The sequence below is a fragment of the Vibrio sp. BS-M-Sm-2 genome (assembly GCF_041504345.1).
In the GTDB taxonomy this organism is placed as follows: Bacteria; Pseudomonadota; Gammaproteobacteria; order Enterobacterales; family Vibrionaceae; genus Vibrio; species Vibrio satsumensis.
In genome coordinates this window covers 176,094-199,010 of the sequence record NZ_CP167895.1, presented here as the reverse complement: position 1 = coordinate 199,010, position 22,917 = coordinate 176,094, and the positions used below count along the sequence as shown (strand labels likewise).

20 protein-coding genes and 2 pseudogenes are annotated in these 22,917 nt (G+C 44.6%); 14 read left to right on the top strand and 8 right to left on the bottom strand.

The window, feature by feature from the left end:
* The first annotated feature begins 100 nt into the window (after nucleotides 1-100).
* The 7 genes from AB8613_RS17050 to phnE (AB8613_RS17020) all read left to right on the top strand — a co-directional run bounded on the left by AB8613_RS17050 (nucleotide 101) and on the right by phnE (AB8613_RS17020) (nucleotide 8,712).
* Entirely contained in the window at nucleotides 101-2,074 is a 1,974-nt protein-coding gene (locus AB8613_RS17050; protein ID WP_371713966.1) for an ATP-binding protein, read from the top strand.
* Complete coding sequence (locus AB8613_RS17045) at nucleotides 2,071-3,423, top strand: sigma-54-dependent transcriptional regulator (RefSeq protein WP_372385303.1); 1,353 nt, start codon at nucleotides 2,071-2,073, stop codon at nucleotides 3,421-3,423. The genes AB8613_RS17050 and AB8613_RS17045 overlap by 4 nt, the downstream gene beginning before the upstream one ends.
* Before the next feature lie 258 nt (nucleotides 3,424-3,681).
* Nucleotides 3,682-4,902 carry a glycerophosphodiester phosphodiesterase family protein gene (locus AB8613_RS17040; protein WP_215402906.1) on the top strand — a complete coding sequence of 407 codons (1,221 nt, stop codon included), beginning with the start codon at nucleotides 3,682-3,684 and terminating at the stop codon, nucleotides 4,900-4,902.
* A gap of 255 nt (nucleotides 4,903-5,157) precedes the next feature.
* Nucleotides 5,158-6,198 (top strand): phosphate/phosphite/phosphonate ABC transporter substrate-binding protein, encoded by a 1,041-nt coding sequence (gene phnD / locus AB8613_RS17035; protein WP_372385302.1) that lies wholly within the window; start codon nucleotides 5,158-5,160, stop codon nucleotides 6,196-6,198.
* 128 nt (nucleotides 6,199-6,326) lie between these two features.
* The gene (gene phnC / locus AB8613_RS17030) at nucleotides 6,327-7,097 is read left to right on the top strand and encodes a phosphonate ABC transporter ATP-binding protein (protein ID WP_060981091.1); all 771 of its coding nucleotides are present in this window, start codon (nucleotides 6,327-6,329) and stop codon (nucleotides 7,095-7,097) included.
* Nucleotides 7,085-7,909 (top strand): phosphonate ABC transporter, permease protein PhnE, encoded by an 825-nt coding sequence (gene phnE, locus AB8613_RS17025; RefSeq protein ID WP_146490349.1) that lies wholly within the window; start codon nucleotides 7,085-7,087, stop codon nucleotides 7,907-7,909. The genes phnC and phnE (AB8613_RS17025) overlap by 13 nt, the downstream gene beginning before the upstream one ends.
* Nucleotides 7,909-8,712 (top strand): phosphonate ABC transporter, permease protein PhnE, encoded by an 804-nt coding sequence (gene phnE / locus AB8613_RS17020; protein WP_146490350.1) that lies wholly within the window; start codon nucleotides 7,909-7,911, stop codon nucleotides 8,710-8,712. Before phnE (AB8613_RS17025) ends, phnE (AB8613_RS17020) begins: the two co-directional genes overlap by 1 nt.
* 162 nt (nucleotides 8,713-8,874) lie before the next feature.
* On the opposite strand, the gene AB8613_RS17015 is transcribed toward phnE (AB8613_RS17020), so the two are convergent.
* The 3 genes from AB8613_RS17015 to hpf all read right to left on the bottom strand — a co-directional run bounded on the left by AB8613_RS17015 (nucleotide 8,875) and on the right by hpf (nucleotide 10,513).
* Complete coding sequence (locus AB8613_RS17015; RefSeq protein WP_146490351.1) at nucleotides 8,875-9,663, bottom strand: HAD-IIB family hydrolase; 789 nt, start codon at nucleotides 9,661-9,663, stop codon at nucleotides 8,875-8,877.
* Between the two features lie 99 nt (nucleotides 9,664-9,762).
* Nucleotides 9,763-9,918, bottom strand: coding sequence for a DUF3012 domain-containing protein (locus AB8613_RS17010; RefSeq protein ID WP_081090158.1), 156 nt, complete (start codon nucleotides 9,916-9,918; stop codon nucleotides 9,763-9,765).
* 238 nt (nucleotides 9,919-10,156) lie between these two features.
* Nucleotides 10,157-10,513, bottom strand: a complete 357-nt coding sequence (hpf, locus tag AB8613_RS17005; protein ID WP_146490352.1) for a ribosome hibernation-promoting factor, HPF/YfiA family — start codon at nucleotides 10,511-10,513, stop codon at nucleotides 10,157-10,159.
* Nucleotides 10,514-11,020: 507 nt separating this feature from the next.
* Between hpf and AB8613_RS17000 the strand changes: the two genes are divergently transcribed.
* Nucleotides 11,021-11,605, top strand: coding sequence for a hypothetical protein (locus AB8613_RS17000; protein ID WP_285954709.1), 585 nt, complete (start codon nucleotides 11,021-11,023; stop codon nucleotides 11,603-11,605).
* Between the two features lie 96 nt (nucleotides 11,606-11,701).
* Here the strand turns inward: AB8613_RS17000 and glgC are convergent.
* Nucleotides 11,702-12,924 (bottom strand): annotated as a pseudogene (gene glgC / locus AB8613_RS16995) (glucose-1-phosphate adenylyltransferase).
* A gap of 400 nt (nucleotides 12,925-13,324) precedes the next feature.
* Between glgC and ompW the strand changes: the two are divergent.
* Both ompW and AB8613_RS16985 read left to right on the top strand, forming a co-directional pair.
* Nucleotides 13,325-13,966, top strand: coding sequence for an outer membrane protein OmpW (gene ompW, locus AB8613_RS16990; protein ID WP_146490355.1), 642 nt, complete (start codon nucleotides 13,325-13,327; stop codon nucleotides 13,964-13,966).
* 202 nt (nucleotides 13,967-14,168) lie between these two features.
* A complete protein-coding gene (locus AB8613_RS16985; protein ID WP_372385301.1) occupies nucleotides 14,169-15,977 on the top strand; it encodes a choice-of-anchor I family protein in 1,809 nt (602 codons plus the stop codon).
* A gap of 106 nt (nucleotides 15,978-16,083) precedes the next feature.
* On the opposite strand, the gene AB8613_RS16980 is transcribed toward AB8613_RS16985, so the two are convergent.
* Nucleotides 16,084-16,803, bottom strand: coding sequence for an SDR family oxidoreductase (locus AB8613_RS16980; protein ID WP_372385300.1), 720 nt, complete (start codon nucleotides 16,801-16,803; stop codon nucleotides 16,084-16,086).
* Nucleotides 16,804-17,028: 225 nt separating this feature from the next.
* Here AB8613_RS16980 and AB8613_RS16975 point away from each other — a divergent pair.
* Nucleotides 17,029-17,935: pseudogene (locus AB8613_RS16975) on the top strand (LysR substrate-binding domain-containing protein).
* Nucleotides 17,936-18,006: 71 nt separating this feature from the next.
* Here AB8613_RS16975 and AB8613_RS16970 read toward each other — a convergent pair.
* Nucleotides 18,007-18,345, bottom strand: a complete 339-nt coding sequence (locus AB8613_RS16970; RefSeq protein WP_004733017.1) for a helix-turn-helix domain-containing protein — start codon at nucleotides 18,343-18,345, stop codon at nucleotides 18,007-18,009.
* 105 nt (nucleotides 18,346-18,450) lie between these two features.
* Between AB8613_RS16970 and AB8613_RS16965 the strand changes: the two genes are divergently transcribed.
* Nucleotides 18,451-19,218 (top strand): SDR family NAD(P)-dependent oxidoreductase, encoded by a 768-nt coding sequence (locus tag AB8613_RS16965; RefSeq protein ID WP_102565986.1) that lies wholly within the window; start codon nucleotides 18,451-18,453, stop codon nucleotides 19,216-19,218.
* Nucleotides 19,219-19,353: 135 nt separating this feature from the next.
* A complete protein-coding gene (locus tag AB8613_RS16960) occupies nucleotides 19,354-20,007 on the top strand; it encodes a cupin domain-containing protein (protein WP_280619421.1) in 654 nt (217 codons plus the stop codon).
* Nucleotides 20,008-20,085: 78 nt separating this feature from the next.
* Here AB8613_RS16960 and AB8613_RS16955 read toward each other — a convergent pair whose 3' ends face one another.
* Nucleotides 20,086-20,724: an NAD(P)-dependent oxidoreductase gene (locus AB8613_RS16955; protein WP_372385299.1), complete on the bottom strand. Its 639-nt coding sequence runs from the start codon at nucleotides 20,722-20,724 to the stop codon at nucleotides 20,086-20,088.
* A gap of 154 nt (nucleotides 20,725-20,878) precedes the next feature.
* On the opposite strand from AB8613_RS16955, the gene AB8613_RS16950 reads away from it, so the two are divergent.
* Nucleotides 20,879-21,775, top strand: coding sequence for a LysR substrate-binding domain-containing protein (locus AB8613_RS16950; RefSeq protein ID WP_372385298.1), 897 nt, complete (start codon nucleotides 20,879-20,881; stop codon nucleotides 21,773-21,775).
* Between the two features lie 146 nt (nucleotides 21,776-21,921).
* Here the strand turns inward: AB8613_RS16950 and AB8613_RS16945 are convergent, their stop codons facing one another.
* The gene (locus tag AB8613_RS16945; RefSeq protein ID WP_372385297.1) at nucleotides 21,922-22,785 is read right to left on the bottom strand and encodes a hypothetical protein; all 864 of its coding nucleotides are present in this window, start codon (nucleotides 22,783-22,785) and stop codon (nucleotides 21,922-21,924) included.
* Nucleotides 22,786-22,917 lie beyond the last annotated feature (132 nt).

The window sequence follows — 22,917 nt, the reverse complement described above, 5'->3', positions numbered from 1 at the left end:
TCATAGTTTCACTAAAACTATTTGAAGTGGCTTTAAGTCGGGCTAACCACCTAACTGATTGAATCATTGACCTTTACTGTTGGTTTTTGATGAGAAGAAGGTGGGGCGAGTGAGTAGTCGTGTCTCAGAGGTGATAGACAACAAGGACCGTTTTGAACGTCCATTTCCGATCAAGATTCCGCGTCGTAAGTGGTTCGGCTGGAAAGGCATAGAGCTGCGTTTGGTGTTGGCGTTGGCCATGTTATCGATGACCACCATCTTCCTTTCGGTCGTCTCCAGTTTCACTTTTGATAACCTAAATCAACGCCTTGTTGAGCTAAAAGAGAGTGAAATCCCTGCTTTAGATAACGCTGCTCGCTTGAACGACATGGTGCGAGTGATTATCACCACCTCATCACAACTCAGTGACGCAGAATCCAATTTAGAGCGCAAACAGGCGATGCTTAAAATTGAAGAGGCTATATCAGTAATGAATAGCGTTATGGTTCAATTCCCTGATTATCACGCCTACTTTAAAGATCTTATCGCCCAAGTTAATAATAGTCTGAGCCTGTTGTATCAAAGTGAGATTGAGTCAGAACAACTCAATCAAGAACTTCGTAATTTGCTTGAAGGCTTTTATCCTCTATTGCAACAAGCCAGTGATTCACTCGATAGTTTACCTGAATCAGCCAAAGACCAGATCCAATACACGCAGTTAAAATCCCTGCTGTATTACCAATTAGGCTTGGTCGAAAAGCTGTATAACGACTCTAGCTTTAATGAGTTGGATTACACTAGCTTACGACTAGGGCAGGTTGGAGAAGAGTGGTGGCAGCTTTGGGTAAATGGTGATTTAAGAAGCAAATTTCCCCAATTAGATCACCAACTCACCGTAATTTACAACCTAGCCTCAAGTGATAGCAGCTTGTATGGGCTGAAAAACAAAGCGCTCGATCATCTTTACCAAGAGCAGTATTTCCTGCAAAACAGCCGTGAGCATTTGAATCAGTTAACAGTGCAAATCGAGCGTAACACCAGCCAAGTGAACCGCAATATTGATCAGTCGATTCAGCAGGCGCAACACTCTTTGCAATCGAACCAACGTTTGTCACTTTTTCTCTCTCTTTTTAGTGTGTTAGCTGCCGCAGCTATCTCATGGTTCTACGTGCGCAAGAGTATTTTAGAAAGGCTATTACAGCTGAAAGACAACATGTTCGCGATTTCGACTGGCCACTTAGATACCGAAGTCGCGATTCGTGGCAAAGATGAAGTGACGCAAATGGCGAAGTACCTAAAGGTATTTCAAACCACAGCCAAAGTCGTAAAGCAAACCAACCGCAAATTGGAGGCTGAGGTGGAAGAGCGTACCTTAGCCGAGGCCAAGCTGCGTGTTACTCAAGACGAGCTCATTCAAGCTGGAAAACTGGCCGCGTTGGGGCAGTTAAGTGTGGGTATTACTCACGAGATCAATCAACCATTAACGGCCGTGAACAGTCACGTTCGAAGTGCTCAATTATGGTTAGGTAAGCAAAGGCCAGACAGAGCAGAAGAGAACCTGAAAAAGATCGAGATCTTACTAGATAAAGTGGCTGCGATTACACGTCACTTGAAGGCATTCTCGTGCAAGAGTGACGGCAAAATTGATAACGTCGAGGTGGATACGGTTATTGGTGATGCGATCGACCTCTTTGAAACTCGGCAAAGTAGGGTGTTGATTCATTATACGCCACAAAGCGATCAAATGGTTCGAGCCAATAGCATTCGCTTGGAGCAGGTGTTGGTGAATTTGATCAGTAATGCGTTGGATGCCGTTGAACATAGAGCTCTGCCTCAGCTTAACATCTCCACTCAAGAGCACCTGAATACCATTCAGATATCAGTTAAAGACAATGGATTAGGGATACCTGAAGAAGATATTCCTTATCTGTTTGATCCGTTTTATACCCGCAAGACCACAGGCAAAGGACTCGGACTCGGTTTGTCTATTGCATACAACATAATTAAAGACTTTGGCGGCTCGATTCACGTCGAATCGGTTGAACACCAAGGCACCACTTTTATCGTCACTCTACCAAAAGGCACAGACTCATGACTTCAGAAAAACACATAGTTCTTATCGACGATGAAACCGACGTCGTTGAAGCCGTGAGTGAAATGTTGGAACTCGAGGGTTTTAGTGTCACGAGCTTTACTGACCCAAACCTTGGCCTAAAGTCCCTCAAAGCAAACAGTCAGTCGGTGGTGTTGTGTGATGTGCGGATGCCACAAGTGGACGGGCTTACGTTGTTGAGCTCAATCCAACATCGCGCAGCCAATATTCCGGTATTACTGATGAGCGGGCATGGTGATATTCCGATGGCAATCGAGGCGATGAAGTTGGGTGCGTTCGATTTTCTAGAAAAGCCTCTTAACGCCAGTGAGCTGGTGGAAAAGCTCGATTTGGCGTTGGCACAGTGTCAGCACAACAGCCCTGCAACGTTAGACGACGATCAGGATACAGAACTACCGATTGAATCTGTGGTTATCGGGCAATCCCAAGCGATGGACACCATACGTAAGCAAGTGCTTGCGCTCTCTTATACTGGCGTCGATACCATCATTAATGGTGAAACTGGAACTGGCAAAGAGGTGATTGCTCGCGCCTTGCATCAGTTTAGTCGTCGCAAGGCAAAGCCGTTTGTCGCAATAAACTGTGGTGGCATGACAGAGAGCATTATTGAGAGTGAGCTGTTTGGTCATGAAGCGGGCTCGTTTACCAGTGCCAATAAGAAACGCATCGGAAAAATAGAACAAGCCAATGGTGGCACTCTGTTTCTCGATGAAATTGAAAGTATGCCGATTGCAGTGCAGATTAAGTTGCTACGCGTGATTCAAGAACGAGTGATCGAGCGTGTGGGCGGTAATGAATTGATACCTGTCGATATTGTGGTGGTTGCCGCGAGTAAAGCAGATCTCGCAAGCCTCAGTGAATCCGGTCAATTCAGAGCCGATCTCTTCTATCGCCTCAACATTGCGAGCTTAAATCTTCCGGCGCTGCGCCAACGCAAGGAGGACATTCAGGTGTTGTTCCGTCATTTTGTGATTCAAGCGAGCCATAAATACAAGACACGCCCATCAACGATTTACCCTGAGCAGATACAGCAGTTGTGTCGACACGAATGGCCTGGGAACGTACGTGAATTACGCAATGTTGCCGATCGATTTGTGCTCGGTATTGTGGGAGATGGCTTTGATCTTCAATCGCCAATTTGTGAATCAATAGGAGAAGACTTCGCCTTTGAAAAGCAGATGGAGCAGTACGAGAGAAATGTACTGACCGAAGCGTTGATAGAGAGTGCTGGCAATATCAATGAGGTATCGAGCAAGCTGAATCTACCACGTAAAACGCTTTATCGAAAAATGAAGAAACATCAATTAGATAAAGAGAGCTTCAAGGCTTAACTCGCGAAGTTGGTTATCAAGTAGCAAATTAAAGCCAAAACCAGAAGAAAAAAGCACAAGACAACAATGACCCATTTATCATTTAGTTGAATGACTAACGGTTTCAAGTAATTGTAATAAAAGAGTTTTAATATTTGGCACAAAGCGTGCAATCCCTACATTGTGGCATCAGCCCACATGAGGTCATCTAACAGAAAGTAGAAATGACCGGATTAAGGAAATTAGAAAAATAATTGCTTGTTGCAAGGAGATATAAACATGAAGCAAATACTGAAAGGTTCGATTGCTCTGATAATTGGCGTTAGCTCAATGACAGCATGGGCAGCTACAGAGTCAGCAAACCTAGGACCTCGTCCCCTCTTTTTAGTCAACAATATGGATGAGAGCCCTTTGAAAACCAAGCTGCTGAGTTGTAGCGAAGGGCCTTTTCATCGTAGCGATTTTTCTATTGGGCACCGCGGAGCTGCAATGCAGTTTCCTGAGCACACTAAGGAATCTTACTTAGCGGCGATTCAGATGGGGGCGGGTGTCGTTGAGTGTGATGTCACTTTTACTAAAGATAAAGCGTTGGTATGCCGTCACTCGCAAAGTGATCTGCACACCACAACAGATGTCTTGGCACACCCTGATCTCGCTAAGAAATGTTCAGTTCCATTTAAACCAGCGAACCCAGCGACAGGTGAAGATGCTCAGGTTGAGTGTCGTACTTCTGATTTCACGTTGGCAGAGTTTAAGACGCTCAAAGGGAAAATGGATGGCGCGAATCCGAAAGCGACCACTGTCGAAGAGTACATGAATGGCACACCGGGTTGGAGAACTGACCTTTACAGCCAAACAGGGACACTGATGACGCACGCAGAAAGTGCAGCACTATTTAAAGAGCACGGCGTGAAGGTAACGCCTGAACTGAAATCAGCAGCGGTCGAAATGCCTTTCAATGGTTTCAGCCAAGAAATGTACGCGCAAAAGCTAGTGGATGAACTGAAAGAGGCAGGTTTTGAGCCTTCAGAGACTTACCTACAGTCATTCAACTTGGATGATGTGAAGTATTGGATCAAAGAAACACCGAAGTTCGGAAAACAAGCCGTTTATCTTGATGACCGTGTTTATGAGCAAGCGGACTTTGTTGCGTCTGTGGAGAACATGAAAGAGCTGCACGATGCGGGTGTGAATATCATCGCGCCACCTCTGTTTGCTTTGGTTGAGCTAGACAAGAATAACGAATTGGTTGCGTCAAACTACGCGAAGCTTGCTAAGGATGCAGATCTTGAGATTATCGCATGGACACTTGAGCGTTCAGGCCCACTCGCGCAAGGAGGCGGTTGGTACTACAAGAGTGTGAAAGATGGCATAAACAATGATGGCGATATGATGAAAATGCTCGATGTACTGGCACAAGATGTAGGTGTGATGGGCGTATTCAGTGACTGGCCTGCAACGGTCACTTACTACGCAAACTGCATGGACAGCGACGCCTAAGTTATCTGGATTATTGAAGAATAATAAGAGAAGAAGTAGTGAACCAAAGAGCCTCCGGGCTCTTTTTTTACCGTTAAAATTGATGGGACAGAAATGACCCAAATGTAATCTTTTGGGTTGGACATGAATGACTCAAAATAGTTTGTTGAATTTGACTTCTTCATTAAGTTGTTGAATTTAAATAAATAAAAATATGGCATAAAGGCTGCAATAGTGAAGGCGACTTTCAACAATAAGTAAAAGTAAGGTTTGAATATGAAAATCAGTGTTAAAGGACTGTTAATCGCTAGCTCATTGCTACTTCCTTCAATGGCTATGGCAAGCGACTGCTCTAGCCGTGGTGTGTTAGACGATCGATACTGTGATGAAAACCAAGATTTAGTGGCAGATTCACCAAAGAACCCAGATGAGTGGAATGATCCAAGCACACTTGTGTTTACCTACACCCCGGTAGAAGATCCTGCGTTATACAAAGATGCGTTTGCCGACTTCCAAGCTCACTTAAGCAAGATCACGGGTAAGCGAGTGATCTACTACACGGTGCACTCGAACTCAGCGCAAGTAGAAGCGATGCGTTCTGGTCGACTGCACGTTGCTGGTTTCTCTACGGGTCCAACAGGCTACGCAGTTAACCTAGCAGGTTACGTTCCAATTGCAGTGAAAGGCGATGAGTCTGGTTTTCAAGGCTACAACCTAATTACTATCGTGCGAAAAGACAGCGGCATTAACAAAATGTCTGATCTGAAAGGCAAAAAGGTTGCACACACTTCTGCATCATCAAACTCTGGCAACCTAGCTCCTCGTGCACTATTCCCTGCTAAAGGGTTAGTGCCAGATGAAGACTACAAAGTACTTTACTCGGGTAAGCATGACCAGTCGATTCTCGGTGTATTCAACGGAGACTATGATGCAGCACCTGTGGCATCTGATGTATACGATCGTATGGTGGCTGCTGGCCGTGTCGACGATTCTGAACTGAAGATCATCTACCGCAGCCCGCGTTTCCCAACGTCTGCTTTCGGTTACGCTTATAATTTAAAGCCAGAGCTAGTAGAGAAGATTAACGAAGCTTTCTTTAGCTACCGCTTTACTCCAGAGATGAGTGCATCATTCAAAGGTGCAGACCGTTTCTCGCCAATCAGCTACAAAGAAGAGTGGGACGTGATTCGTGACATTGCCCATGCGACAGGTACGGCTTATACCAAAGCAGGTCTGAAAAAACTGGCTGAAAAAGACGCCGCTAAACGCGCAAAGAAAAAAGCCGCTGAGCTAGCGAAACAAGCAAACAACGGTTAACTCTTCTCTCTGTTAAAAGATTAAGTTTTAGAAAGGCTTAGTCCTTTAAAAACACTTACCTCAACTAAAATCTATGCCCTCGCGGGTAGGGCATAGATCATTCTAAAATTCGCACAAGGAAATGCAGTATGGCCGTAGCAAGCTATGAAGGAATAAAGATCAACAACCTTTTCCACGAATATGTGGCAGGCAAGCCAATCCTTAAAGGCATTAATATTGATATCGATGAGCCAGGCATTATCGCGATTATCGGCCCATCCGGTACAGGTAAAAGTACACTTCTACGCTGTATCAACCGCCTTAACGACCCAAGCCAAGGGGAGATTATTTTTGATGGCGCAGACCTGACTCAACTAAAAGGCCAAGCACTTCGTAAACAGCGCCGTCATATCGGCATGGTATTTCAAGAGTACAACTTGGTAGAGCGTTTAACGGTTATCGAGAACGTGTTGAGTGGTCGTCTGGGTTACATGACCGCTTGGAATGCGTGGCGTCGTAATTACTCAGCTGAAGATTTAGCAAAAGCGTTTGAGTTACTGGAATTTGTTGGCCTGCAAGACTTTGCTAACCAACGTGCTGACAGCTTGTCTGGCGGGCAAAGACAGCGTGTCGGTATCGCTCGTGCGGTGATGCAAGACCCTTACATTCTTCTTGCTGACGAACCAACGTCATCACTCGACCCAAAAACTGCGGTTGAGATCATGGAGTTGATGGAAACTTTCGCTGAGCAGAAAAATATTCCAGTATTGGTGAACATTCACGATGTGAACCTAGCTAAGCGTTATGCTAAACGTATCATTGGCATGTGTAATGGTAAGGTACATTATGACGGTAGCCCTGAAGGTATTTCTGAGGAAGATCTAAAAATTATCTATGGGGGTGAATCATGGCTGGATTAAACCCAAGTTCATCGCCAAGCGTACCGTCAAACCAGTCGCCAGCGAAGCACGAAAACCCGTTCAAGGTGTCATGGACGAACCGTGCGATTATCGCTGGCATTATTGCTTACCTGTTCTACAGCTTTTCGACATTAGGGCTAACGTTTGATCGTTTGATCATCGGCTTTGGTGAAAGTGAGCGATTACTATCTAGAATGTTTCCGCCTGATTTTTCGCGTACTAGTTTGCTGTTAAGTGGTTTAGCAGAGAGCTTACAGATCGCGATTATCTCAAGTTTCTTCGGCATCGTTATCTCGCTATTTTTAGGCTTGCTTGCAGCGAGAAACATGATGCCGTCAATTGTATCAACACCAATCCGTGGTTTTATTGCATTGTGCCGTTCTTTTCACCCAGTGATCATCGCCATCTTGTTTGTGAAAGCGGTGGGCTTTGGTGCTCTGGCTGGGATCTTGACCTTGGTGTTCGCATCGATTGGCTTTATCGCCAAGTTGTTTGCAGAAGCGATTGAGGAGATTTCTTTTAAACCGGTTGAAGCAATTAAAGCGACCGGCGCTAACTTCATCAGTGTGATTCTGTATGCCGTGATGCCGCAGGTGTTTACTCGTTTTATTGGCTTCGCTAGCTACCAGTTGGACTCGAATTTACGTAACTCAACCATGGTGGGCATCGTAGGTGCGGGCGGCCTTGGCGGGACACTTTTCTCTGCCTTCCAACGTTTCGATTACGACTTCGTTGCCGCTATCTTGATCACCATTATCGCACTGATTCTGGTCGGTGAATTTCTTTCCAACATTGTTAGGAGAATCTTCTAATGACAACTGCATCTATCGATAGAGAGTGGCAGCGCTTTACACCCAACGAACGTGTGGCTCGATTTGCCGTTTACCTTAGTCTTGTGTGTGCCATCGTGTGGTCTTGGCAGACGGTGGAAGTGATTCCTGAGTTCCTTTATGACGCGCCCGCTCAATTTGCGGATATGTTCGAGCGAATGGTGCCAATGGACTACGGCTTCTACCCAGAATCGATCCACGCTGCAATGATTGAAACCTTACATATCGCGACGTTGGGCACACTGTTTACTTTGGTGTTTGCGATTCCTTTGGCGTTGTTGAATGCACCAAACATTACTCCAAATAAAGCGTTGAACTGGGTTGCTCAATTCTTCCTCGTGTCTTCACGTTCCGTGAATTCATTGGTATGGGCACTACTGTTTATCGCACTGTTTGGCCCCGGTGTTCTCGCAGGCATCATGGCAATTGCAATTCGCAGTATCGGCTTTGTAGGGAAGCTGTTAGCGGAAGCCATTGCCGAAGTGAACATGGGGCCTATTGAAGCTTTACGCGCAACGGGCGCTTCGTGGATGAGTATTCTGCTGAAAGGGTATTGGCCACAAGTGATGCCTGCGTTCTACTCAATCGTGTTATTCCGTTGGGACATCAACGTGCGTGAGTCTGCGGTACTAGGTTTGGTGGGCGCTGGTGGTATTGGTGTGGTGCTAAACGATGCGCAGAACCTTTTCGAGTGGCAAAAAGTGTCGATGGTATTGGTGAGTATTTTTGCAGTGGTTATCGTTGCAGAAGCGGCGGTGATCCACATCCGTAACAAGCTTATTTAGACAGATGGTGCAATGCAGCGTGTTTTGTGTGATGCGTCAAAGTTAAGAGCTTATCTAGCATTTTGAAGCTCAAACGACCCTAGGTACTTCGGTCTACCTAGCGGTCGTTTTTTTATGTCTATTGAGTGACCTGAGACCTTGTTAGAAGGGCGTAACTCGTTTTTAAGGGGTTAGCTTTTTAACTGCCAGTAGCGCATCCACAAATTCTGCAAACCCATAGCCACCAGGCTGCGACATGACCTTGCTTGGATGATACTCTAGTTTATCCCAATAATGCTTAATGTTTGCCACGCCAACGGTAAGTGGAAGTGATTCGAACATCTGCTGATCATTCATTGAATCGCCGACATAGCAGGCTTGATTGTGGATTTGTTCGAGCGATAAGCCTTTATTAGTCAGAAACCGGTGCACTGCGTTTTTCTTTGAGTGCTCGCCATACCAAGCGTTGATATGAATCGAACTTGCCGTTGCGTACGCACCTAAAGCGTGTATTCTTTCGAGTACCGCTTGCACTATTTCAGGATCAACAGGCTTACGGTTTTGGCCGATATCAATTGCGACCTCGCACAAGCGGTAAGATTGATCCAGAGTTAGGGATAGGTCTGGGTAACTCAGCAAGATAGCTTCAACTTGTTGTTTGAGTTTGGCTTGATTCTGGCGTACTTGCTCTAGCGGCGTTTCAAATGAGAGCTGTAATGCATTATCTTGTTTCTCTAGTAAGAAAGCGCCGTTCTCTCCAAGTACTGCATCGACAGGCCAAAGCTGCGCAATATGATCACACCAACCTGCACAGGCGCCCGTCACCGCGACCACCTTAATTCCATTATCTCGTAGTTTTTGTAATGCAATTAGGGTTTCTGGAGGCAATGAGCCTTGCCAAGTAAGGGTGTCGTCAACGTCGGTTAATAGCCATTCGATACGTTTCCAGTCATTACTTAGTTGGTGTTCCATCCTCAAACTCACTTATTCGGGGTTATTGTGTTGCGTGGAGTGCTCAGTTCGTCGTTGCACGTCTTTCACTTAGTGTCGTCAATTAACGCTTAGCAGTGTTTAGAAAACACAATGCTTAGCAAAATCACCGGCTTCATTGGCTGTCCAGTCACCTTTCGGCTTTTCTTTCATATCGGCACACCAAGCTTCACTGCCCACTTCTGTACAAGCCATTAGTTGAGTTGCCAGAAATACAATTAGCGCGATTTTTTTCATAATAAACACTCCGTTGTGGTCTAAATTTCAGTTTATAACTGTATCAAATACTACAAGTGATTGTTATAGCTGCTAAGAACTTAACGGAATCAAAAATGATGTGGGTTTGCTCTAAGTTCGAGAGGAGCAAAGAGGGAATAATTATTTGGCTTTTAGATCGAAAAAGCCAGCAACGTGTGCTGGCTTTGCAATTCTTGATAAGCTTCTATTCGTTAGTAAGCTCGAGCTACTTGAGTAATTATACCAGTTTCATCTCTTGGATGATGTCCGAAGCAATCTCTGGCTTGGTGCTTGTTGGTTTCTCGTGTAGGTCGGCTTTCAATTGTCCCTTACGGTTACTTAGGCCTGCTTCAAGTTTCTTGAGTGCTGAAGCGATAGCTGGGTACATAACATCGTCTGTAGATTTTGCTGTTACTCGTACACCTTCGTAGTTGGTGAATACTTCAACCTGATGTTGACCATGTTCTTTTGTAATGATGATGTCGCAGCTAATCAGTGATGGAAAATGGTTAGATATCTTTTCGAATTTACCTTCGATGTCTTTACGTGAGTCGTCGTTAATTGATACGTGATGTGTTTGAACGTTTATTTTCATAAATCATACCTTTCCAATGACTGTGTCATTTAAACGTAGCAAACATCGGATAGATTAACCAATAGAGAAAGTACACATGTGTGATTGACTTCAGTGTTATCAAATAATCTCTCCTTCCTCCCTTGAAAGTCCGAATAACTGATCGCATATTATGTTTCGTGTTTTCGAGACATGTTCAAAAATACTCCATCCTTGATAATTTGCTCTAACGTAGCGCTCAATTCCAGTGAATCTCTCTTTATCGGTTTTATAATTCCGAACTTGTCACTTGGCTAACCTCTTTCGTTTTTGATAAATAAGTTACCGATAGACTTTAATTTATAGACACTCAGCAGCCCACTTCATATTGAGGTTTGTCTCTAAACTCAAATAGATCCTAGTAACACACTAACTACTGATGATTTCGTCACTCATTATCACAATTACTAATATAGGCTGCAGTGGTTAATTGAGGTATTTGTTAGTGCGGGGTACTCTAACGCCTTCGTTAAACTTGGATTCGTTACCATGAAAATGCCTGTTAAATTTTCTGCGATCGCGGCTTCACTTTCTTTTGCCTTTAATGCTTTCGCTGCACCTGTTGAGTTTCAGAAAATTCCGGAGATCATGCAGCAATTTGAAACTGCAGAACTTTACGTTAAGAAGTCGGTGACGTTAGGCCGTTTGCCTGCTGATTCTGAAATTGGCGATGATTTTCCTACCTACGTTTCAGATGGAAAGGGTGGTTACAGTTTAGAAACCAATAATGTAATGACAGACGATGTGGTTATTGCAAGCATGCCGAAAGCGATTGTTGATGATGTTTTCAACCAATGGTTGGTGCCCAAAGAGACGTGGATCAGTAGCTATGGCTCACTGCCAACGTCGACCACTGAGTTCAAGCCGTTTAAGCGTATTAAAACCATCAAAGCCATTAAGATTGATGCAGAAATGCTTGAGCTGTTAGGCAGTGAAGATGGCAATACAGCGATGATCAAAGTGAGCTGGGATGAGAATGGAATGAAGGTCTATAAGGATGGCTACTTAGGGGATTATGAGTACGGGATTGCCCCTCATGAGATGCAAGAAAACTACGAGTTAGCACCTAAGTAGTTCGATTCAATTTAGAAAAGCGCCCTGTTTTTATGGGGCGCTTTTTTGTAGGTAAAGGGGTTGTTACTGAAGAATGTTGAGTGACCAGTATTAGAGTTAAGACTCATTAAACTCATAAGAAGATGGCACCACAATCACGCCTTGTTTTGATATGTGGAAGTGTTTCGCATCGGCAAGGCTATCAACACCGATCTGGGTTCCGTCAGGCACCTTAACATTCTTATCGATGATGCAGTTTTGTATGTGGCAATTTTTTCCAATCTCAACATCTTCAAACAGGATACTATCAATCACAATCGCCGCATTGTTCACTTTTACCTTCGGGAAGAAGATGGAGTTTTGCGCTGAACCACCTTCAATCACTACGCCATTCGCGATCATTGAATTGATGAAGATCCCTTGGTTACCTTCGACCGAAGCAATGGTTCGTGCGGGCGGCAGTTGCGGCTCATAGGTACGAATTGCCCAATCTGGTTGGTACAAATCGATAGGTGAGGCCGGTTTCAACAGGTCCATATTCGATTGGTAATAAGAGTCGATCGTACCCACATCTCTCCAGTAAGCATCTTGGGTTACGCGTCCTTCTTCATCACCAAATTTGTAAGCGTAAACACTGTTGTTGCCGACCAATTTAGGAATGATGTCTTTACCAAAATCGTGGCTTGAGTTCGGATCTTCTGCATCCGCCAATAATGCCTGTGTCAGTATTTCTTTATCAAAGATGTAAATCCCCATTGAAGCCATGCTTCGTGTCGGCCTACCAGGTACACATGCAGGGTAACGTGGTTTCTCTGTGAAGTTATTTATCTGATGCGATTCGTTAATTTCCATCACGCCAAACTCTTTAGCTTCATCAATCGACACCTCCATACAGGCTACCGTTAAGTCGGCTTCATTCTGCTTATGTTGCTTGAGCATTGGGGCGTAATCCATGCGATAGATATGGTCGCCAGATAACACCACTACATGCTTAGCTTCACTACGAGACAGCAAATACAAGTTTTGATAAATCGCATCGGCCGTGCCGCTATACCAGCTGTCACCTGTTCGCATTTGCGGGGGAACATTGGTGATGTATTCGCCGAGCTCGGGGTTAAGCACCGACCAACCATCACGTAAGTGTTTTTGCAAAGAGTGAGACTTGTACTGAGTCAGCACCAGTATTTGGCGAAGCCCAGAATGCAAGCAGTTCGCTAGTGTGAAATCGATGATTCGATATTTGCCACCAAACGGGACCGCAGGTTTTGCGCGGTTATCGGTGAGGGGGAAAGCCGAGAGCCAACACCGCCGGCCAGAACGATTGTTAGAGTGTCTTGCATAGTCAGAACCTCAATGTATTTATGATTATGAACATAGACTTGCAAGCACCACGCCAAATGTAACTCATTGAATATTAAACGAGGTGATAATGAACTCTGCGAGACTGCACCAAATTGATGCGTACGGGATGTTGGGTTGCTCTATTTTGATCCAAAGAGATTAGAGCAAAGTGAAAAGGCAGAGTTAACAAAATGATGCACGGAAAAGTTGCATTACAAAACTGTCAATAAAATGAAGAAATAAAGTGATCGGGTCGATATAAATTTACACAAATAATCATAACCTTTCACAAATTGATTTCCATCAATAAAGTAGGGTTATTGTATGTTACCTTGCACGCAAAATAAGAAATGATTACTCATTCACCAATAAAGAATAAGCCCTCAAAAGGAAATAATAATGAAAAAAACAGTATGTGGTATTGCGGTTATTGCGGCTCTTATGTCAACGAATGTTCTTGCTCATAAAGAAGGTGATTTCATCATCCGTGCAGGTGCAGCAACGGTATCTCCAAACGACAGCAGTGACGCTGTACTTAACAATCCTGACCTAGAATTCTCAGTTGATTCTAATACTCAACTTGGTCTAACTTTCGGTTACATGTTCACTGACAACATCAGTTTTGAAGTCCTAGCTGCAAGCCCATTTTCTCATAGCATTTCTGTCAACGGTCTAGGCAAAATTGCTGATACTAAACACCTTCCGCCAACGTTCATGGTTCAATATTACTTTGGTGAAGCGAACAGCGACTTCCGTCCTTACGTAGGTGCGGGCATCAACTACACTGTGTTCTTTGACGAAGGATTGAATGCTAACGGCAAAAATGCAGGCCTAACGGATGTGTCTTTGGATGATTCTTGGGGCCTTGCTGCAAACATTGGTATTGACTACATGATCAATGAGGACTGGTTCCTAAACGCATCGGTTTGGTACGCAGACATCGGTACTACAGCGACATACAAAACGGCTACAGACACGTTCAAAACAGACGTTGATATAGACCCATGGGTATTCATGATCGGTGGTGGTTACAACTTCTAACCCACCTATTCAGTTTACTAAAGGCGCTCAAGCACCAGCCAGCTTGGGCGCTTTTTTTTGCTTGCTTGTTAATGAAACGCTCATTCCAACTTGCTGTTGTTATAGGTAAGTGGAACCGATTGTCGTCACCTATTGTTAACAAAAGGTAAAGATAACTGTCATAAGCGGCCTCTATGATCGCGATTCAAATTATGGAGGATATATGAATCGTAAATTTAATAAGCTGACTTTATTACTACCTATCGCAGTAAGCTCGGCTCTAGTTGGTTGTTCTCAATCAACTTCAAAGCCGACAACATCATCTCAAACATCACTTGATGCTTTTAGCCTTCAATGCCAATCCATCCAGCAACCAATCGCGAGCGATGCTGTGGTAACTGGGCTTACTTTAGTGGGCAGCTCTATTGCTGACGCTCCCTTCGCAACTTCCGCAGCAGAAATTGTCAGCTACGATTCATGTACCGATAAGCTTTATGTGGTTAACGCTCAAGCGCAGAAAGTCGATGTGTTGTCGATGAATGCTGATAGCGCACCGACATCTGAGGGCTCGATAGACCTTCAAACAGCCGCTGCAGCTTCGGGTATTAATATCGGTGCTGCGAACAGTGTATCGACTCATCAAGGCTTAGTTGCTGTCGCGATCGAAAATGCTGACAAGCAACAAAATGGCATAATTGCGCTTTATCGCTCAGATACACTAGAGTTGATTACCACATACGCTGCTGGCGCATTGCCAGACATGGTGAGCTTCTCGAAAGACGGCCGTTACATCGCATCAGCAAACGAAGGTGAGCCGAATGCGGATTACAGCATTGATCCTGAAGGCTCAGTAACGCTGGTGGATTTAAGCAGTGGTCCTCTGCAAGCAAAAATCACGCAGATCGATTTTAAGGCATTCAACCAAGGTCAGCCTCGCCATGCAGAGCTGACCGACAAGGTTCGAATCTCTGCGCCGAATGCAACCGTAGCTCAAGACCTTGAACCGGAATACCTAACGTTTGCGGATAACGGAAAACTCTACGTTGCTCTTCAAGAGAACAACGCTTTGGCAGCGATTGATGTGGCGAGTGCACAAGTCGATGCAATTCTGGGATTAGGCGGCAAGCCTTGGGATAAAGCTAAGCTAGATGCGTCAAACAAAGACAAAAACATCGGAAATCTCCAAAGCTACGCAATGTTAGAAGGCCTTTACATGCCAGATAGCATCACCAGCTACAGTGTTGATGGTAACACCTACATTGTGACTGCGAACGAAGGTGATGGTCGTGAATATGGCATCAAAACGACGCAAAAAGTGTGTGACGAGAAAGGTTTTGAGTGGGATGGTGATGATTATAAAGGCACCGAAAACTACACCACAGAAAAAGACTTTTGTATCGCTTATGTTGATGAAGTACGTGGCAAGAAGCTAGATGTTGATGCTAACCACCCATTGGCTGGTGCATTGAAAGACAACAAACAACTGGCTCGTCTTAAGGTGATTAAGCCACAAGGCACACTTGCTGCTGACCAAAAAGTTCAAGCATTCGGTAGCCGTTCTTTCTCTATTTGGGATGAATCTGGCGAGTTAGTGTTTGATAGCGGCGATGATTTCGCTCGAATCGTTCTTGATCAAGATCCTGCAAACTTCAACAGCACCAATGATAACAACCAAAGTGGTGACGATCGCAGCGATGACAAAGGGGTTGAACCTGAGGCTATCGAAGTGGCTGAGATTAACGGTAAGCAGTATGCCTTTATTGGTCTTGAGCGCCAAGGTGGCATCATGGTTTACGACGTAACACAGCCTAAAAACACGAGTTTCATCAGTTACTTGAACAACCGAGACTTTACACAACCAGTGTGTACCAAAGTTGATGAAGACGGTGATTGCGACAACGAGACTTACAACGCTAAAGCGGGTGATTTAGGTCCAGAGTCAATCAAGTATTTCACTCGCTCTGGTAACCACTTTATCGCGGTCGGCAATGAAGTGAGCGGCAGCACATCAGTTTACCGCGTTGAGTTTTAATCACGCTTCTTACTAGCAATTAGATTGAATCAAAACAAAAGCGCCACTACTGAATAAGTAGTGGCGCTTTTTAGTTCATCGCTTGTTTAGTAGCGATAGCAAAGGCCTATGGCTGTTGCTTAGTTGGTGCTAGAGCAATCTCACGGATACATACGTTCTGTGGTTGTTGGTAAGCGAATGATACAGCGCGAGCGATATCGTCAGCTGCCAATACGCCGCCCATGTCTTCTTTCCAAGAATCGTAACCGTCTTTGATCTCTTGAGATGTTGTGTGAGACAGAAGCTCAGTTTCTACAGCACCCGGTGCGATAGTGGTAACACGAACGTTTGAAGCCGCCACTTCTTCACGTACGTTTTCAGAGATAGCGTGAACCGCGAACTTAGTACCACAGTAAGCAGCGTGGCTTGGGAATGTTTTCTTACCCGCGATAGAGCTGATGTTGATGATAGTACCTGTGTTACGTTCCATCATCGGAGCAAGTACAGACTGCATGCCGTTTAGAAGACCAATCACGTTCACATCGAACATTGTCTTCCACTCTTGAGCGTCTTGAGTATCGATTTGACCAAGAAGCATTGCACCAGCGTTGTTGATAAGCGCGTCCACAGGGCCAAATTTCTCTTCACCTTGTGCGATTGCTGCATCAAAAGAAGATTTGTCTGTTACGTCTACTTTCACAGATAGAGAGTTTGGTAGGTTCAGCACTTCAAGACGATCAATACGACGAGCTAAAAGTAGCAGAGGATGACCTTCATCGCTTAGACGACGAGCGATTGCTTCACCAATACCAGAGCTTGCACCTGTAATTACGATTAGTTTTTTCATTTATTTCCTCTGTACTTTTATTGCGTCGGTTGGCTACGACGTGTTGTTTAAGTGCATTCGAATCAAGTGCTTGTTGTCTTGCTTCGTTGCGATGGAGGTATATTAAGGAAAATAGCATTGTTGATATATAGCGCTTTACTTGAAACACTGTTGCTGTGGTGCAACAATGAACATGTGCTCTCTATTACTTCATCATCTTAAAATCTCACAACTAAGCTGGCGACCATGCTCAATCAAATTAACCTGTCTGATATTCGTTCTTTCGTGCTTATCGCTCGTTTAGGTAACTTCACTAAAGCAGCGGAGGAGCTTGATGTGTCGCGCTCCCACGTATCACGCCAAGTGAGTAGCCTAGAAAAGCAGATGGGTGTGACGTTGTTTATCCGCACTACTCGAACTTTAAGGCTGACGCACGCAGGGCAAGATCTGTACGCGAGATGCGAACAAGCCTTAGATAATATAGACCAAGCTCTGATTGCTGCTGTGGACGATGTCAGAAGAAGTACGTGGCGACATAAAAGTAAACTGTGTCGGCGGTTATTTGGGTGAGGTGATCATCGCGGATCTGGTCAATGAGTTTATGCAGCTCTATCCAGACATCAGTATTAGTCTTGATTTCAGTAGCAACCGAGTCGACTTGATTGAAGATGCCTTTGATATCGCTTTTCGTATGGGGAGCTTAGAAGACGCGGGCTTTATCGCTAGAAAGCTATTGGATATTGAAATGGGAACACTCGCGAGTCCTGAGTATTTCGCTCGCAAAGGAAAGCCAAATCACCCTAAAGATCTAATCCATCATGATTGCTTAACGGGGTCAGTGCGTAAGTGGAGTTTTCAAGCGTTGGACGACACCAAGAAAACGGTCGATGTGCATGTGACGGGCAGGTTGCAATGCAAAAATGGCCGAGTGTTGGTGCAGGGTGCTAAGTCGGGCAACGGAATTATTCGTGTTCCAACTATCTATTGCTTACAAGAACTCAACGACGGGCAACTGCTGCAAGTGTTTGATGAGTGGGTGGTACCGAAAGTGGACTTTTCAGCGATCTACCATCGAGACCGCTATCAACCAAGCCGAATTCGAACCTTCATTGATTTCGTAAAAGGACGCTTTGAACAAATGCCAGTCAGTTAGGCGCTGCGTGCTGTCGTCCGTCTTCCTTCTTTTGTCTTCCGTTTTTTGACAATAGTTGGACTGGCTCGAACTTACATCTCGTCGATTTCGTTTTGTAGGTTTTCCAGCTGGTCTAGAATCAACAAGAACTTCTCACCGAACGGTGTCACTTGGTACTCAACTCTTGGTGGCAGTTCGTTGAACATTTGCTTATCTAAAATCCCGAATTCTACATTTCGCTTCAAACATTCATTCAATACCTTGGTCGATAATCCTTCTACTGAGCGCACCATTTCACCGGGGCGATTAATGCCATTTGCCAGTAATTGGTAAACCGTTAGCGACCATTTACAGCCGTAGATGGTTTCGACCATGCGAGCTGAACGCTCTGGTGCTGATTTTCTTGAAAAAAAGTTTTCCTGATTTTTCATAAAGATGTACCAATAAGTACCTACCTAACCGATTTGTACTTACTATTCATAGTGTTAGTTCAAGGCCTAAGATTACCACGTTCACATGACTTAGGAGATAACAAAATGAACTTCACTAAAAATGGTATTGCAGTAGTAATCGGTGGCACAAGTGGTATGGGCTTTGAAACCGCGAAGCAGTTAGTCGCTCAGAACATCCATGTGTTGGTTGTCGGCAATAACCCAACTAAGTTAGATAAAGCGGTGTCAGAACTTCAATCGCTAGGCCACGCTTCTGGTTGGCAAGCCAACCTTTATGATGATGCAAGTGTGTCTCGCCTTATTACGCATTTAGAGTCGCTCGAAGAAGGCATTGGCTACCTTGTGAATGCTGCGGGTTACTTCAACCCTAAAGCGTTTATTGAACACCAAGAATCTGATTATGAGCAATACATGCAGCTCAATAAAGCAACCTTTTTCATCACTCAAGCTATAAGCAAATTGATGATCAAGAATGGCGGTGGCAGTGTGGTTAACGTTGGTTCTATGTGGGGTAAGCAAGCAATCAAAGCGACGCCATCTTCTGCCTATTCAATGGCTAAAGCAGGCCTGCACGCATTAACACAACACATGGCAATGGAACTGGCTGAGCATAACATTCGCGTGAATGCAGTATCTCCGGCTGTGGTTAAAACACCGATTTACGAATCTTTCATTAAACCGGAAGAAGTGGATCAGGCGCTAGAAGGTTTCAACGCGTTCCACCCGATTGGTCGAGTAGGTTTGCCGAAGGACATCGCCAATAGTATCTCTTTCTTACTGTCAGACAGTGCAGATTGGGTAACGGGTGCAATCTGGGATGTTGATGGCGGTGTGATTGCTGGTCGCAATTAATTAGGGTCCTTTTTAGGTGGCTGTCACGCAGGCAAAATAGCAGCGAGATAGCCTCCTTGATGAGTATTCGCGTAGAATAAAAGCTAGAAAGATAATTAGAATAATTAAAACGATAACAAGAGTAAGGTCGCCATTATGTTCAACATGGACTTTTCAAAAAAGCTGGTTATTGAAACCGAATCATTAGACTGGATTGCAAGCCCTGCCAAAGGGGTTTGGCGTAAGCCGCTTGAAAGAGAAGAGAAAGAATCGGGCCACACGACCAGTGTTGTGAAGTACGATCCTGAATCTTCGTTTTCTGAGCACCCGCATCCGCAAGGCGAAGAGATATTCGTATTAGAGGGTGTGTTCTCAGATGAAACTGGAGATTTCCCTGCGGGCACTTATATCCGTAATCCCCCGGGCAGTGCGCATTCTCCATCAAGCAAAGATGGCTGCACGATCTTGGTGAAGCTTAATCAGTTTGATGCGAGAGACTTAACTCAAGTTCGTATCAATACCCTAGAAACGGAATGGCTTCCGGGCATCGGTGGCTTACAAGTGATGCCGCTGCACGAGTTTGAGCACGAACATGTTGCTTTAGTGAAGTGGCCTGTCGGCGAACGCTTTCAGCCACATCGTCATTTTGGTGGTGAAGAGATCTTTGTGTTGTCGGGCACTTTTAAAGATGAACATGGCGTGTATCCAAAACACACTTGGATGCGTAGCCCTCATATGAGCGAGCATTTCCCTTATGTGGAAGAAGAGACGGTTATCCTAGTGAAAACGGGTCACTTGCCATTGGATTAAAGGAATGCTCAATATAAAGTTGAGAAAGCCGCATTGTTTTGAACAAGCGGCTTTTTTTAGTTTTTATATATGAATTGACTAGTAAGCGACACCAATACGCTGACGTGGGAACTTACCAGCTTCAAGTTCATCAATCATCGCAATAGCGTAGTCACTAACGGATATTTTGCTGTTGCCATCTTCGTCGGTGAGCAGTTGGTCTCCACCAGTACGGTAGGTTGACAGTTTCTCGCCCGGGAAAATTTCTGCTGCAGGGCTAACAAACGTCCAGTTAACTTCGCTGTTAGATTGCTTGAATACTTCAAGCGCTTCACCTTGTGCTAGCGCTTCGTTTTTGTAATCCGCAGGGAAGTCAGGAACGGTCACTAACGGTACGTTTGGTGCTACTTCTAATGAGCCTGCGCCCCCAACCCACAACAAGCGCTCGATACCAATGCTTGGTAGTGTTGCCAGCAATTTAGTCGCAGTGTTTGTTACGATGTCGTGATTACCTAGAGCACGTCCGCCAATCGAAGCAATAACCGCATCAACGCCTGTTAGCGCGGCCGCTAAGCTTGCTGTTTCATCTTGTAAATCAAATGAACGAACTTCAACATCATTGATTTCTACACGGCTTGCATCCCTTACGACAGCAACCACGTCGTGACCACGAGATTGAGCTTCTTGAGCGATGTGACTACCAATCCAACCTGAAGCGCCTAATACTGCAATTTTCATAATGTCTCTCCAATTATCTAATTTATTGAGTCGTTTTCTCGACAGCCATTGCAGTCTAATAGCTCACTAGGTTGCGATAAATATCGTAAAATGATGTAGATTGTATCTATATAGTGATCTAATAGGCTTGGTTAAGTCGGTAAGGGAGAGTGTGATGGACAGGTTGACGGCGATGCGTAGCTTTGTTGAAGTCGCAAATTGTGCCAGTTTTACTCAAGCAGCTGAGCATTTGGACATGAGCCGATTACAGGTTTCACGCCATGTTCAAGAGATAGAAGGTTGGCTAAAACAAAGGCTGTTGCACAGAACCACTCGTAAGGTGAGTTTGACGGCGGCAGGGGAAATCGCTCTGCAACGCTGTGAGAAAATCCTTCATGAGACCGCTGAGCTAGAGGTCACTGCGCTCAATCAAACCGATGATCTTTCTGGAACCATTCGAATTGCGGCACCTATTGGCTTAACTCAAAATATGCTGTTGGATGTGGTCGAGCAGTTTACTGAGCTGCATCCCAATATTACGGTCGAATTGTTTGCTTCTGACCGTTTTGCTCAGCTGGTGGATGAAAGGATCGATATTGCGCTGCGCTATACCGATCAACCTGAGGATAGCTTGATTGCTCGAAAGCTAATGGAAATCGATTCGGTGGTGTGTGCCTCACAAGACTACCTAGACAAACACGGTGAACCTGAAACGGTTGAAGCGCTTAGACAACACAATTGTTTTCGTCATTTGAGTGTCTCTAAGTGGGATTTTGTTAAGGATAACCAACATTATTCGGTTGAGGTGTCGGGGACTATTAAGGCCAACGATGTTGGGGTGTTAGCTCGTGCCGCACAGCATGGCAAAGGGGTTGTTCGATTACCTTGTGATTTAGCGAATCCGTTGATTGTTGAAGGGAAGCTGAAACGAATTTTGGATGATTTTGTTTCACCGAGTAGCGTGCTTTGGGCGGTGTACTTGTCTCGCAGTTATCAGCTGCCTGTTGTTCGTCAGTTCATTGATTTTGCAGCAGAAGCTTGGTCTAGCGATATCAAATCTGGAGACGTTTAAGCTTACATCGCTCATAACTTGTCTCGTCCTAAAATAGAACCAAATAAATATATAAACCCATAAATACAAAAATCCGATATCAAAGGTGATATCGGATTTGAACTCAATAATTCAGAGTTCCAGCACGCTCTCCTCTCACGAAGTCTTTACATGTAATGATGTACGGATAATCGGGTGTTTATCGCCTTATCGTTGATGCTAGGTAAAGGCTGATACAAGCTTTTGGTAATGTCTGATAAGACTTGGTCGTAGACTTGCGATACCACAGTAGAGATATCACTGGTTAACTCGTACATGCTATCTGCTGGTTGGGTCGCTTCAGTGCTTGATGCGATCTCGGTAAGTGCATGCATCGCACGTGTACAAATGGGTGACCCACTGCTGATAGGGCAGATAATCGATAATTGGTTGAGTTTGCGGTGTGTCTGAGATGCGTAGAATTTGAATCTCGCATACTCCTCAGGCTTTTCCATATCCGCCTTTTCTATTCCAGGGATACACATTCGTAACTTGGTCAAGATCTCCATGCAATCCAAGATCTGTTGCCAATTCATGTGGTACTCGCGGCTCATGTCTTCTCGTTCAGACTGAATTAACCAAATGATCATCACCTCATCCATCAAGAACATGCTGTGGCGAATGGTTTTACCGTGAATAGATTGGTTACGTACCAAGCTACGGTTTTGCCAATCGCTGTGCATTGCGATGAGTTTTAGATGGTAGATGCGATACATAGGACGGCTATCAAACGACACATGTGATTGAAGCAGTTCAGACACCTCAAGTATGTTGTCGTAAATCTCATTCACTTTGCGAATTGAGTCGCTAGATAGCTTATAACCAAGAGCATAATGCGTTGCGGCGCGATGTTTGCGTGATAGCAGCAATAGTTCTCTGAGTAGAACTAAGGTTTCAAACCTATGTGATAGCGCCGTTTGTCTCTTTTTGGAAAAATGAAATAGGGCAGCAAGTACTGCTATGGATAAACCAACTGAAATAATTACAAACATATTTAACTCCTAATATGTGCATACCTACTTAGTGGTAGTGCAGACACTGTGCCAAAATTAATAAGTGTTATATTTCAGTGGTTTATGTTTTTCTCTATTTATGAATGTTCAATAATGGTGCATGACTTCACC

Coding starts and splice junctions, on each gene's coding strand:
- hpf (WP_146490352.1), bottom strand. CDS start 10,513: ATGAAAATAAACGTTCAAACACATCACGTATCAATTAACGACGACTCA.
- AB8613_RS17040 (WP_215402906.1), top strand. CDS start 3,682: ATGAAGCAAATACTGAAAGGTTCGATTGCTCTGATAATTGGCGTTAGC.
- AB8613_RS16945 (WP_372385297.1), bottom strand. CDS start 22,785: ATGTTTGTAATTATTTCAGTTGGTTTATCCATAGCAGTACTTGCTGCC.
- AB8613_RS16960 (WP_280619421.1), top strand. CDS start 19,354: ATGTTCAACATGGACTTTTCAAAAAAGCTGGTTATTGAAACCGAATCA.
- phnE (WP_146490350.1), top strand. CDS start 7,909: ATGACAACTGCATCTATCGATAGAGAGTGGCAGCGCTTTACACCCAAC.
- AB8613_RS17015 (WP_146490351.1), bottom strand. CDS start 9,663: ATGGAACACCAACTAAGTAATGACTGGAAACGTATCGAATGGCTATTA.
- AB8613_RS17010 (WP_081090158.1), bottom strand. CDS start 9,918: ATGAAAAAAATCGCGCTAATTGTATTTCTGGCAACTCAACTAATGGCT.
- AB8613_RS16970 (WP_004733017.1), bottom strand. CDS start 18,345: ATGAAAAATCAGGAAAACTTTTTTTCAAGAAAATCAGCACCAGAGCGT.
- phnD (WP_372385302.1), top strand. CDS start 5,158: ATGAAAATCAGTGTTAAAGGACTGTTAATCGCTAGCTCATTGCTACTT.
- phnC (WP_060981091.1), top strand. CDS start 6,327: ATGGCCGTAGCAAGCTATGAAGGAATAAAGATCAACAACCTTTTCCAC.
- ompW (WP_146490355.1), top strand. CDS start 13,325: ATGAAAAAAACAGTATGTGGTATTGCGGTTATTGCGGCTCTTATGTCA.
- AB8613_RS17045 (WP_372385303.1), top strand. CDS start 2,071: ATGACTTCAGAAAAACACATAGTTCTTATCGACGATGAAACCGACGTC.
- AB8613_RS16950 (WP_372385298.1), top strand. CDS start 20,879: ATGGACAGGTTGACGGCGATGCGTAGCTTTGTTGAAGTCGCAAATTGT.
- AB8613_RS17000 (WP_285954709.1), top strand. CDS start 11,021: ATGAAAATGCCTGTTAAATTTTCTGCGATCGCGGCTTCACTTTCTTTT.
- AB8613_RS16985 (WP_372385301.1), top strand. CDS start 14,169: ATGAATCGTAAATTTAATAAGCTGACTTTATTACTACCTATCGCAGTA.
- AB8613_RS16955 (WP_372385299.1), bottom strand. CDS start 20,724: ATGAAAATTGCAGTATTAGGCGCTTCAGGTTGGATTGGTAGTCACATC.
- phnE (WP_146490349.1), top strand. CDS start 7,085: ATGGCTGGATTAAACCCAAGTTCATCGCCAAGCGTACCGTCAAACCAG.
- AB8613_RS16965 (WP_102565986.1), top strand. CDS start 18,451: ATGAACTTCACTAAAAATGGTATTGCAGTAGTAATCGGTGGCACAAGT.
- AB8613_RS16980 (WP_372385300.1), bottom strand. CDS start 16,803: ATGAAAAAACTAATCGTAATTACAGGTGCAAGCTCTGGTATTGGTGAA.